This window comes from Amycolatopsis sp. VS8301801F10 (assembly GCF_046195355.1).
Lineage (GTDB): Bacteria > Actinomycetota > Actinomycetes > Mycobacteriales > Pseudonocardiaceae > Amycolatopsis.
Map to the genome: position 1 here is coordinate 3,763,751 of NZ_CP176065.1, position 12,483 is coordinate 3,776,233.

General features: G+C 67.4%; 6 protein-coding genes. 5 read left to right on the plus strand and 1 reads right to left on the minus strand.

The window, feature by feature from the left end; all coding sequences use genetic code 11:
- Positions 1-210: 210 nt before the first annotated feature.
- The 3 genes from F9C11_RS17860 to F9C11_RS17870 all read left to right on the plus strand — a co-directional run bounded on the left by F9C11_RS17860 (position 211) and on the right by F9C11_RS17870 (position 6,130).
- The gene (locus F9C11_RS17860) at positions 211-1,095 is read left to right on the plus strand and encodes a hypothetical protein (RefSeq protein ID WP_409186004.1); all 885 of its coding nucleotides are present in this window, start codon (positions 211-213) and stop codon (positions 1,093-1,095) included.
- 153 nt (positions 1,096-1,248) lie between these two features.
- A complete protein-coding gene (locus F9C11_RS17865; protein WP_409186005.1) occupies positions 1,249-5,484 on the plus strand; it encodes a DNA/RNA non-specific endonuclease in 4,236 nt (1,411 codons plus the stop codon).
- Between the two features lie 46 nt (positions 5,485-5,530).
- Positions 5,531-6,130 carry an SMI1/KNR4 family protein gene (locus F9C11_RS17870; RefSeq protein WP_409186006.1) on the plus strand — a complete coding sequence of 200 codons (600 nt, stop codon included), beginning with the start codon at positions 5,531-5,533 and terminating at the stop codon, positions 6,128-6,130.
- Between the two features lie 262 nt (positions 6,131-6,392).
- Here the strand turns inward: F9C11_RS17870 and F9C11_RS17875 are convergent, their stop codons facing one another.
- Entirely contained in the window at positions 6,393-6,593 is a 201-nt protein-coding gene (locus F9C11_RS17875; protein WP_409186007.1) for a hypothetical protein, read from the minus strand.
- A gap of 849 nt (positions 6,594-7,442) precedes the next feature.
- On the opposite strand from F9C11_RS17875, the gene F9C11_RS17880 reads away from it, so the two are divergent.
- Both F9C11_RS17880 and F9C11_RS17885 read left to right on the plus strand, forming a co-directional pair.
- The gene (locus F9C11_RS17880) at positions 7,443-11,405 is read left to right on the plus strand and encodes a hypothetical protein (RefSeq protein WP_409186008.1); all 3,963 of its coding nucleotides are present in this window, start codon (positions 7,443-7,445) and stop codon (positions 11,403-11,405) included.
- 208 nt (positions 11,406-11,613) lie between these two features.
- Positions 11,614-12,438 (plus strand): hypothetical protein, encoded by an 825-nt coding sequence (locus F9C11_RS17885; RefSeq protein WP_409186009.1) that lies wholly within the window; start codon positions 11,614-11,616, stop codon positions 12,436-12,438.
- The last annotated feature ends 45 nt before the right edge of the window (positions 12,439-12,483 follow it).

The window sequence follows — 12,483 nt, forward strand, 5'->3', positions numbered from 1 at the left end:
GAAGCAGAGGGGGACTCGGTGTTTTCACGCGCTCTTGCTGCCGGTGTCGCGGTCGCGGCATTGCTGACAACCGCTGGTGTCGCGGATTCCGCGGCGGATCCGCTCGCGGGCAGAGGAATTCCGATTTTACGGCTTTCCGCAATCGAGGATTCGGCTTGGTATCCGATGGTCCGGCAGATTGCTCTGTACAATTCGGAGATATTAGTCCGAGTGGCGGCATGGAATGCGATTCGGTCGCCCGACGGGGAGGCCGCGCTGAAGGCGTTCGTGCTGACCGGTTTCGCGGAGGCCCGGCAGCGGTCTCAGCAGAACGCGGCCCGCAACCGGGATTTCGCGCAGCGGGTGCTGGTCTCCTACAGTGCGGCGTACTCGCCGCGGGTGCACGAGGCCGCTGACCGGGCGCTGCGCGGCACGGACGCGGACCGGGAAGCGTTCGCACGCACGGGATTCGCCGCGGCCAGGGCCCGGGACACGCAGGACCGCGAGGCAGACGAGGCGCATCGGCAGGTCATCGCGCAGGCCGAGCGGGATTTCGTAGCGTCGTTGGCGCAGCACGATCCGGGCGAGCAGGTGCGGCTCGCGGCGCAGCACGCGCTGCGCGAGGGCAGCACGGACGCCGATATCCGGGAGTTCTACGCGACCGACTGGGCGGCTGCGGCGGAACTGGATGTCGAGTTCTTCCGGCAGCGCAGCCAGGAAGCAGGAGCGCGCTACTACGCGCTCATCCCGGGGCTGCTGGCCGACGCCCAGGAAGCCGAGAAGGAAGCGCTCGCCGCCAGCGGTGCGGCCGCTGAGCAGGCGCGCGCGGTCGCCGCCCGGTCGTGGGCGACGACCAAGGAGAAGGCCGACGCCGCGCGCTCGGTCTGGGACGCCGAGCAGCGGCAGTGCGCCGAGCAGGCCCGCTACTGGCAGTCCATTGTGGACCGATACTCGGGAGAGACCGACCCGATCTGGGTAGCGGTCGCCGCATCGGCGAAGAAGAACCACTCTGCCTGGACCGGCGAGGACTCGTTCGCGACCGGCCAGACCCTGCACTGGACCGACGTCTCGGGCCAGGCCCAGGCGGGCTACGACCGGATGTCGAAACCCGCCTGAACCCGTTCTCCGCTGATCTTCCGCGGCTACGCCGGGCGGTGCCGTGCGCTCTGTTCTGTTGACGAGGGGTGCGTTGCTGTGCGCAGACTGTCCAGAAGACCGAGAAGACACGCCGCGGTGGTATCCGGATGGCATCGGGGTCTCGTCGTCGCGATGACGGCCGCCCTGCTGGCGGTGACCGCGGGGGAGGGCGCGAACGCCGTCGCCGCGTCGGCGGCAACGGCAATTCACGGGCAGTGGCAGCCGCCGGAGAAGAAGCCGCCTGCTGTCGCGGCGCATGCGGCTGCGGCGGGGGAGCTGGATCCCGAGGACGCCGCGTTGATAAAGCAGATGCAGCGGGACTTGGTCACCGACATCGCCGATCATGACGAAGACCAGGAGGTCCGGGACGCCGCGCGGGAGACGCTGCGCCGCACGGATGCCGGCGACGCGGGCGCCATCGACGAGTTCTTCGCGCATGGCAACATGGACGCCAGGGCCAAGGCACGGAAACGAAAAGCCGACGCGGACGCGGCCAACCGCGCGCTGATCGAGCCGCTGGCCGGGCAGGGAGGGCCGGTGTTCAACGCGGCCGTGGAACGGGCGTTGAAAGGCGACGCCCGCGATCGGGAGAACTTCCTCGCCTACGAACGCGACATCGCGGCCGAGCAGGACCGCAAGAACGACGCCTTCAACAAGGCGTACAGGGACCGGCGACGCGCTTTTGTGCAGATCGTCGCCGACCGCGGTGGACCGGAAGTGTCGGCTGCGGCGAAAGCCGCGCTTGCGCAAGGGGACGCCGCGATCGAGCAGTTCTTCGCGACCGGGTATCTCGAGGCCGCGAAACGCGACGCCGACGCACGCGAGAAGCACTTGGCGGATTTGGAGCGTCAGCGCAAGGAGGCCGAGGCCGCGTCCGATCTCGCGCAGCGCACGGCGCGGGCGATGACCGCGCGCCGGTACCTGCTGTCCGCCCACGCCGACGGGGTCCGCGCTCTGGAGCGGGCCGCGAACGATATGACCGCCGCCGCGAACACCTCCCGCGACATCGCGAAGACCCTCGCCGCCGATCAGGCAGGCCACAGCTACCACGCGGAGCTTTACCAACGGGCGAAAGACGAAGTAGCCCGGCACGTCGCCAACGCGGCCACCGATGCCCAGAACGCTCAGGCCGCGGCCGGTGCGGCGGTGGCGCAGGCGAACATCCTGGTGCAGAACGGGATGCCGCACGGCTCGGAATGGGCGAAGGTCGTGCAGGCGATGGGTGCGTCCGCGACCGCGGCGAAACAGGCTGCGGACACCGCGTCGCACGCCGTGGACGCGATCGCCGCCGATGCTGCGGCCACGGACGCTTCGGAGAAAGCCAAGGCGCACGAGGAAAACGCCCGCCAGTGGCGTGCCAACGCCGAGATCAACGCGGCCGCGGCCCGGCAGCTGGCACAGGCCGCCGCCGACCAGGCCGCCGCCGCGGCCACCGCCGCTGCCCGGGCCAAGCAGTCCCATGCCGACGCTCTCGCCGCTTTGCATCAGGCGCAGCAGCACGCGCAGAACGTCAAGGACTCCCGAGCCGCCGCTGAACGCGAGCGCGACACCGCCGCGGCCAAACGCGCCGAAGCCGAATCCAACCGGCAGCAGGCCGCCGCCAAGCGCGCCGAGGCCGAGGCCAAGCAGCGCGAAGCCGCCCAGCAACGCGACGTCGCGGTGCGCGAAGCGAACGTCGCCGCCCAGAAACGCCGCGAAGCCGAAGGACAAGCCGACATCGCCGCGCAGAAACGCGGTGCCGCCCAGCAGCAGGAGCAGATCGCCGCCGACCGGAGCAAGGACGCCCGTCGCCAGGAAGTGGTTGCTCGCGACGCCGACACCGACGCCCGCACCCAGGAAGCCAACGCGAACCAGGCCCGCGACTACGCCGCCGAAGTAGCGAAGTCCGCGGAGACCCTCAACCGCAAGGCCGAGATCCTCGAGGCCCTTGCACAAAAGGCGCAGGGCATGGTCGAGGTGGCTCAGGCCGACAAAGACCGTGCCTGGAACGCCGCGCACCAGGCCCGCGCCGATGCCGACCAGGCCGCAGCGGCCGCGAGGCAAGCACGGTCGGACGCCGACGCCGCCGGCACCGCTGCGGCCAACGCTCGCACTGCGGCGATCCAGGCCAACTCGGCGGCCAGCAACTCCCGCGCCGCCGCCGACCGCGCACAGGCAGCAGCCTCCCAGGCCCGAGCCGCCGCTGACGACGCCGAAGCCGCAGCGGAGCGGGCTCGTGTCGCCGCCACCGAAGCCCAGGCCGCCGCGGCACGCGCGGACCAGGACGCCACCCGCGCCGAATCCGAAGCCGCACTCGTCCACCAGGCCGCCATGCGCGCCAACGCCGCCGCCGCCGACGCGACCGCGGCCGAAGCGCGCGCGGCGCAGAACGCCCGCAACGCCGCCGATCTCGCCCAGCAGACCGCGGTCAAGTCCGCGCAGGCGCTAGAGGCCGCGCAGCGCACCCAAGACGAGGCCAACGCCTCCGCCGTGGAAGCCTCGACCGCCGCGCTGCAAGCGGGCATCGCCACCCGTGCCGCGGGTGCGGCGGTGCAGTCCGCGGCCGGCATCGCCAACCCTGCTGACAGTGCGATCGGGATGGCCGCGCCGTTCGCCGGCACCGATGTCGACGCCGACTTCGCGCAGAACGTCGCCAACCGGGCCCGCGACACCGGCACCAGCCAGGTCGACGCCGCCCAGGCCGCCGCCAACGATGCCGCCGAACGCGCCCGCATCGCCGCCGAAGCCGCAAAAAACGCGGCCGGCGAAGTCGCCCCCGCCTACCAGGCAGCTGCTGACGCCGCCAACTCGGCGTCCGCCGCCGCGCGGTCCGCAGCAGATGCTCAGGCTTCCGCGGCCGAGGCCGCGAAGGAAGCCGCCGGAGCCCGTCAGGCTGCTGCGGACGCGAATGTCGTCGACACTCAAGCTCAGGCTGACGCCCAGGCTGCCCGGGCCGCCGCGAACCAGGCCGCCGCTGACGCCGCCCTGGCCGGGCTGTCCGCCGACCAAGCCGAAGCCGACGCCCGCGCCGCCCGCACCGCCGCGGACAACGCCACCCGGGCCGCCAACGAAGCCTCCGCCGCAGCCACCCGCGCCGCCAACGATGCCGCCGCCGCGCAACAGGCGGCAGCGCAAGCCGCCAGAGACGCCGAGGCCGCGCGTGCGGCAGCGGACCGGGCGGAGCAGCACGCCAAGGACGCCAACGACGCGGCCACCAACGCCGAGAACTACGCCCGCGACGCCGAAACCCGCGCGAAGAACGCGGCCAACGACGCGAAGGATATCCAAGCCGAACTCGCCAAACTCCAAGAGGAGCTGCGCAAGGCCGACGAGGAAGAGCAGCGCAAGGCCGCGGAAGAGGCGATCAACGACGACAGCGAGGTCCCCGCGCTCACCGCGGACGAGGAAACCGTCCTCCGCAAGGAGAAGGGCCAGCAAGGCGTCGACGACTACAACAACAACCGCGCCAAGGCCAACGCCGGCCTTATGGGGTTCATCACCGAACAAGGCGGCCAGGTCCTTCTCGACCTCATCGGCTACACCGACGCGAAGAAATGCTTCACCGAAGGCGACTTCATCGCCTGCATCATGACCGTCCTCAACGCCCTGCCCCTGTTCAAGTTCATCTCCGTCCTGTCCAAAATCCCCGACGCCGTCTCCGCCACCGTCCGCATCGTCAAGGGCATCCGGTCGTTCAAAGACGCCGTCGTCGCCGCCCGGCGCATCACCACCAACCTCCGCAACTACGTCCGCGGCCTCATCAAATGCCGCGCACCCGCACTAGCCGGCGGCGGGGGAGAGCCCTGCACCGTCGTCGACAAAGAAGAAGAACTCAAGAAGCCCGTGCCCGATGTCAAACCCGACCCGGGACCATGGCTCGACCCGATCAAGGACAGGTTCAAGTTCGACGAATGCGCTAATGGAACAATGGAGAAAAACGTTCCGCGCAACGGAGACCTGGAGCCTTTCACGTACCTCGGGGAACCGAAACTGCGTGCGACCAGCGGAGAAGTGTGTGCCACCGAAAGCATCCGAAATCCGGGGAACAGAGAAAAGCCCGCTGGTTACGACAGTGCGATTTTCCAGGCCGGGCACCTTGTCCCTGCTCGATTCCATGGTTCCCATAAGCTGATCAATATCGTCAACCAGTACAAGCGGGTGAACAATCCTGAGGTGAAGAATTTCGAAACAGCTGCCGCTAACGCACTGTCCCCGACCACGAATACGGAGATTGTTTACCGGGTCCGAGTTCAATATCCTGACAAAACAGCGCGCGCGCCGCAGTGGATATTTATCGACGCAATGGGCAACAACGGCTACTACTGCCGTGTCACGATCGAGAACAAAGAGGGTGGCGGCAACGTCGGCAGGCCCGTAGGCTGCTACTGACAGGGTGTTGACGGGCTGCGTTTCTTGGCAGGGCAGGGAGAAGTAGATGGTCGCGACCGGGAGTTCTCGGCTGCTCGACATGATTGTTGAAGCCGTTCAATGGCATGGCCGGGTGCAACCGGCGCGAACCTGGCAAACTGTTGAAGACGACATTGGCACAAAGCTTCCTGATGACTACAAGGAGTTGTTCTCCCGATTCCCGTCGGGATCCTTTCGTGATGTAATAACGGTTATCAATCCGATAGATTCTCGGACGAACTATGATAATTTCATAGAAAAAGAAACCTTCGAAATCATCAAAATGCTGGATGAGTACAGGAATGTCTATCTCAGTGACGTGGACTATCGACTCTTTCCGGAGAAAGGAGGGCTGCTGCCGTGGGGAGGCGACGGCGAGGGCGGGATGTTTTTCTGGTTAACTGACTCCGAGGACCCGAACCAGTGGCGCGTCGCCCGCTATGGCCAAAGCATGGACGAGTGGCGTGAACACGACGGCCCCATGACGCAGGTCATCTGGGAAGTCCTCACCTCGGCCGACGATGAAAACATCTTCGGCTGGTCGCTCGAAGACCTGCCGAAGATTTTCCGAGTACCGTCGACGTATCTGGGCGACGGCCGATGGCTGCCTCACGCTGAGTATCGGTGACGTCGACAGACTATTTGGAATCCTGGCTGACGAGTAAACGCGATCCAACCGTGCATGCAGTGATGCCACCTTGCCGGTGAGCAGCACTTTCCTGCGCAGCCTTCGGCTAACACCTAATGCGAGAAGAAACCGCATCTAGCCATTTTGCGAAAGGTCGGCCAGGCCTGTGCCGCATCCCGATCGTCCCGTCGCCGCTGCGCGAACTGCCCGATCGGGCCAGTGTCCTCGATCGGGTTTGTTCTCGCGTTTCATCCCGACCTCATCAGCCCCGTCGGTCTATGTAGCGGGCGAGCGCACGCAGCACGCTGAGCGCGACGACGGTCAGCGCGCAGGGGACGCCGACGGCGACCGCGAGGTTCTGGTGCTGGCCGACCAGCGCGAGCACCAGGGCAGCGTCGATTCCGAAGATGACTAGGAATCCCAGCGGCCAGAACCACCACGGTGCCCAGGGCAAAGCAGGCATGCCGACGGACGGCCGCTCCTTCGGAACGCTCGGCGGCGTCCTGCTGGACGTGGGGGGCGGCTTCCGCATCGTTGCGCGGGACCGGGGCTCCTGCTCCGGCCTGCATGTCTGGCAAGGCGCGTACGGGAACGTCAGGCATGGTGGCTCACTTCTTCTGTCGCTACCTGGTCTGGGTTGGTTTGATCTTGTGCGTCCCGTGGCCTGTGGGGTGGACCCTCACGCGCCGAACATCTTGCCGGGCTGGCCCATTATCGGGCGCGGATTTGTTCGTGTTCGCGTCGGCAGGCGGGTTAGGTGCCAACGAAGCGGCCGCTTTCGTCCATTGTTTGCGCGACAATCACGACAATCCCAGGCAATGCACAGGTCGGAGTCAAGGCATCCGAGACCGCCTGGTGTCCGTGCGACCAAATGTGATCCTGAGCGGTCAATACTGGCTGCTCGAAATGCGGCATTTCCTCACCGGTCTCGAGCGCGCAGCCGAACCTGACGGGGCTTGTCAGCCGGAAGCCTGGTCGTATGGAGACGGAGGGCCTGATGGAACGTACATCTTCGTATGCCACCTCGTGAGAGCTTCACCGCCCCCTCGGTAAGAGCTCGGGCCGAGACGACCTCGTCAGGCTCTGGCTGCGCCTATCCATCCAGAACTGCCCAGCGCGGTCGTCGGTCAGATTCGACACTGCCGGCTCTTGCGCTCGCGACAAGCGGGCTGCACATAGTCCGCACGCACTCCCGTCCGCTCCGGTCAATCGCACAATCGCGCCGTCAGCGCTCGTCGCGGCGGCACGCGACTGGGCGCTGCGGAACGTCCCGGCACCGGAGCTCGCGGACGGCTGGGAAGCGCAGCTGCGCGTGTTCCTGGCGTCGACGGGGCCCTTGGTCGTCCGCGGCGGCGATCTGGCGTTCCTGCACCACAGCTTCGCCGAGCATCTCGCCGCCACGGCGACCGCGCGCACCCTGCCGGAGCAGTTCGACCCGGACGACGACGGGTTCGCGAACCTCCTGCACAGCGCGCTGCCAAAGGACGCCGGGCGCCACGCCCGCGCCGTGCTGCTCCACTACGCGCGCTTGCGCCCCGATCAGGCGGACCCGCTGATGAGCCGCCTGCACGCCGGAAGCTCTGACCAGCATCTGCTCGCCGCACGGCTCCTCGCACGCCATATCCCGGCGGGCGCTGACACGACCGACGCGTTCATGGCGACGGCCCGCGGCTGGGCCATGACGACCCAGTACGCCGCCGGGGAGATCCTGCGGCAAACCTGCCGCGCTGTACACCATCCGGGACTTGTCGAGTGGCTGCTGGACTTGATGAGAACGAGCGACGCTCCATGGCCGTCCCGGGTCGAGGCGGCCTCGGCGCTGGCGATCAGGGTGCGCAGCACCCACAGCTCCGAGGCGACGGCGTTGCTGCGCAGCGTCGCAGACGACGACGGCGTGCCGATCGACCATCGCCTGGCCGCCGCCGAAGCCTTGGCCCACAGCGGCACCGCCGAACGCGACACCGCAGAACGAGGCCTCCGCTCGGTTCTGCGCGACCCGCTCGCGTCGGGAAAGAACTGCCGCACAGCCGCGATCGTCCTGTCCGCCTTCGGCGGCCGCGCTCGAGCGGACGCAGTGAAGACCTTGTCGCGGCTGCTGGCAGACCCCGACACGCCGACCGACGACCTCGTCGCGGCGGCCACCGGCCTGGTCGAAATCGGCACCGAGTTCCACGAACGCTGCGCCGAGGTCTTCCGCGCTGTATTGCGCGACCCGGTGGAGCGGGACAGCATGGCCGGCCGGCGCGACGCTGCGCTCGGGCTGGCGTCCCTGGGACCCCAGTGCCTCGCCGACGCCGCCACCGAGATCACCGCGCTGATCACCGATCGCCGCCGCCACCGCTTCGACCGGGCAACAGCTGCGAACATACTCAGCGAACTCGGCCCGCAACACCGGATCGCCGCGGGCAAACTGCTGATCGAAATCCTCGGAGAACGAGGAATCATGCCGTTCGAGCGACATACTTGCGCGTACCAACTGGCCCAACTGGGCGCAGAGTTCAAGCTCCGCTCCGTTGCCGAGCTGCGTTCGGTGATCACGGACCCCGAGGCGAACACCAACAACATCCTGTTCGCCGCTCGCTACCTGGCGGAAATCAGCCCGGAACTGCAGAGCGAAGCGGCCGACACGATGTGGAAACTTCTCGACGACCCCGCTGTTAACGGCGATGACCGCGCGCAAACGCTCGGCGAACTCGCCCGGCTGACCAGCGATCCACACCGACAACAAGCGTTGGACCGGCTGCGCGCCATCGCATCCGATTGCGCCGCGGATCCGTGGGCACGCTTCCGCGCAGCGCAACTCCTAGCCGACATCGGCCCCGAGTTCCACGCCGAAGCGTGTTCGCATCTGCGTGCCCTGGCCGCGAGCGGCCTCGACTCCGAACTCGTCTCGAGGGCCTGGCGGGAACTCCTCATGCTCGATGCATCGGTCCACGACCAGGCGTGCGAAGCTCTGCTCGACTTGGCGTCGTCCGAGGGGCCGGCCGGAGCCCTTTCGCTCCACGTTGCCTCAGCGGTGGCCTCGACGGATCGCAAGCACGTCGAGCAGGTAGCGCGAGCGCTGAACGCCGTCCAGGCCAGCGAAGAACGCAGCCTCCGCGCCCGGATCTCCGCCACCCGCGAACTGGTCGCACTCGGACGCAAGTTTCATCGCGGCGCTGCCGGTGCCCTCTGCGAATTGTTGCGGTCGCCGAGGAACGTTGGCGTGAACCTCACCGCTGCTATGCAGAGCTTCACCGCGACGGGGACTGGAATACGCGCCGAGGTCGGCGAAGCGCTGCGCGACCTGATGCTCGACCCGTATTCGTCGTCCGAGGAAAAATGGGACGCCACCGAAGCTCTCGCTATGCTCGGTGTTCGAACTAGGCACGAGACGGCGACCGTCCTGCAGTGCATCGCCCGGGACGAATCAGCGGATTTCCGGGTGCGAACCGGCGCAGCTCTCGCGCTGGCGAGAATGAACCCCGGCTTCCTGGCGGAAGCCAGAGAAACCGTCTTTCAAATGCGTTCCGAATCGTGGCGGCCCGGGTGGCGCGCCGCTGTTCTCGATCTCGCCGAACTCGGTGCCGAGGTGGTGCCCCAGCTTCAAGCCGTCGCCGGGGATCGCGACGCCGACATCACCGTTCGCAGCGCCGCAGCGGCACTGCTCGCGGCTCTGGCTCCTGATTCCGCCGGCAAGGTGCGAGCGGAACTGCGACGCTGGGTCGACGACGACCACCTCGCCTTCGACACGCGCTCCGACATCTGGCAGGTCCTCGTCGAACTCGACGACGCCCTCCGCGAACCAGCGGCCCGCTACCACCAGCAGGTGATCGAGGACGCGCAGGAGAACATTGCCAACCGAGCCGCTGCCGCGTACCTTCTCGCGCAGTTGGACCGGGGCGGCAAACGACTGGCGATCGACTTCCTCCGCCGGAACGCCGAGGACCCCCGAATGCCGTCGAACGCGCGGCGCGCAAGCGCCGCATGGCTGGACAACCTCCTCTCCTGGCGTTACGAGCTCAACCCCCTGTTGATCGCTGTCGTGCAAGACCCCCGGACCGAACCCTGTGATCGACGTCGCCTGGCCGAGAGGCTCCCGAGAAAGGTGCGCACCGAGATCGAGCGGGCCTTGCTGGCCGACCGCTCAGCCGGGATAGAGGATCGGCTGCCCCAACGCGACGTGTGGGGCGATTTGCCTCTGTCGGCAGAAGCAGAGGCGGAAGTGCGCGACGTGCTTGCCGCAGTCGAGTACCTGCCGTCCGAACGAGTCAGCGCCGCGGCGGCGCTCGCGCGCCTGTCACGGCGGCATCTGCCTGAAGGCATCAGCCTGCTCAACCGCTTTGCCCGGCAGGAACACGCCGCCTATCAGGCCAGGAAAGAACTGGCCGCATTCGGCCCGGCGGTCCGGCGGGAGGTACAGGACTGGGCGGAGAACCAGCTCCGGAACGAAACGCTGCCATTGCGGGACCGGCTGCGCGCGGCTCGCCTCGCTATGGACATCACCACGGACTTGCCCGATTCTGTGGTCGACTTGATGCGGCAGGTCGCGCAGGACGAGCGATCGTCGGACCGGGACCGCGTCGATGCGGTCTTCGCGCTGGGGCACATCGACGGTCTCGACAAGCTCCGGGCATTGCGCGACGACAGCACTCAGGCGCCTGTCGTCCGGTGGCGAGCAGCCGAGAAGCTCCTCGACAGGACCGTCGAGGACCGAGCCGTATGCTTGCAGGTTCTCCACGGGATCGCCGCGGACGCCGCGGTGCGGCCCGCGTTGCGCCGGTTCGTCGCAGGCACGCTCGCCACACTCGGAGTGCCGGGCCGCGAACGAGCAGCGACCGTGCTCCGCGGGCTCATGCACGACACAACTGTGGCAACCGCCGTGCGAACTGAAGCAGCGCACGCGCTCGCCGATCTCCTTCCCAGCGGTCATCGCGAGGTCTTGAGCGCCTTGCACGGCATGAGGGCAGAGACGCCTTTGTGCCGCAGAGAGATTCTCCTCGCCACCGCCGCCATTGATCCTGCGACGGCAGAGGCAGCGCTCAGCGCGATGGCCCGAGACGAGGGACTCGGCGGGGTAGTCCGGGTCCGGTGTGCGGAGGCTCTGGTCGCGTTGCGGCGCGACTGGCGGGAAAGAGCTGCCGGGGTCGCGCGAGCTGTGGCCCGCGACGAAACGGCTCCGTCGCACGTTCGGCGGCACGCTGCCCGTGACCTCGCCCGATGGAGCGAGCTGTGCAGAGACGAAGCACGGGCCATGATCCGCGACCTCAACCCGCTGGCCGACGAGCAGTCTTGAACAACGATCGGTTCGGAGTTAATACGCCGCTTTTCTGCTGGAGGCGAGCGTTGCCGAGCGGGCTGCCATCGTCGCCGTGAATCGGTCGCAGGTTCGAGCCCTGGGCAGGGCTACATCCAGACGGTCCCGGGCGTGACCTGCGGGTTTCCAGCGGAATGCTGGTGATTGAGGGCAGTTTCCAGGTTGGCAACCCTGGAGGCGGTAGCTGATGGCTTCCGATGGACATGGCTTTGCTCGTCAGGAATCGACTGGTCACGCCCTCGTCGTCATGGCAGTCACCACGATCATGGGTGCCGTTGTCGGTCTGACGTTTTTGTTCGGCTTCGGCAATGTTCTCAGCCTGGCTCTCCGGCTCGATGTGCCCGGTTGGGTTGCGCCATTGGTGGCTCCTGCGGTTGATCTCTCGATCCTGGGGCTTCTTCTTGCTGTCCGGCACCTCGCACTTACGGGCGCGCCGCCGGAGGCGTTGCGGCCCGCTCGCCGCTTGCTGATTTTCGCCAGCATGGTCACTCTTGGCTTGAATGTCGCGGGGCCTCTTGTCGCAGGCGAGTTCGGGAAGGCAGCATTCGATGCGGTGGGGCCGCTGCTGTTGATCGGCTGGGCGGAGGTCGGGCCTGGCCTGCTGTTGGCGATTGGCGATCAGTCCCTGCGCGAGCCAGATATACGCCAGGGTGACCGGCCCGATCTGGCTGCCCGTTCGGACCTGGGCGACGGTGCGTCGGATGCGATGGTTCAAGTCGACGAGGAACTAGTGCCGCCGAGTGCCGAGCATGCAGTTGCTAGTCGTACGCCCGAGGCGCTCTTGACTCGGGCGCGGAGGGAAGACGCGGCTCATCGTGCAGCGCATCAGAAGCCGATATCCGCTGAAACACTGCGTGTCCGACTCGGCGTAGGTGCAGCCAGGGCCCGCCATCTCGTCAAGATGGTTCGATCTGAGTTGGAGGAGCGAACGGCTGTTCCGGCAAACCGGAGGGCAGCGATGAACGAGATCGGTTGCTGCCGGTCGGTGAACCTGCACGACGAGACTAGGTGACAGAACCACGCGCGACCGCGGCTTGTCGTGGGGCCAGTGGGAGGG

Excerpts from the sequence above, each read along its gene's own strand:
- F9C11_RS17865 (WP_409186005.1), top strand. The coding sequence starts at position 1,249 with ATGACGGCCGCCCTGCTGGCGGTGACCGCGGGGGAGGGCGCGAACGCC.
- F9C11_RS17870 (WP_409186006.1), top strand. The coding sequence starts at position 5,531 with ATGGTCGCGACCGGGAGTTCTCGGCTGCTCGACATGATTGTTGAAGCC.
- F9C11_RS17875 (WP_409186007.1), bottom strand. The coding sequence starts at position 6,593 with ATGCCTGCTTTGCCCTGGGCACCGTGGTGGTTCTGGCCGCTGGGATTC.
- F9C11_RS17885 (WP_409186009.1), top strand. The coding sequence starts at position 11,614 with ATGGCTTCCGATGGACATGGCTTTGCTCGTCAGGAATCGACTGGTCAC.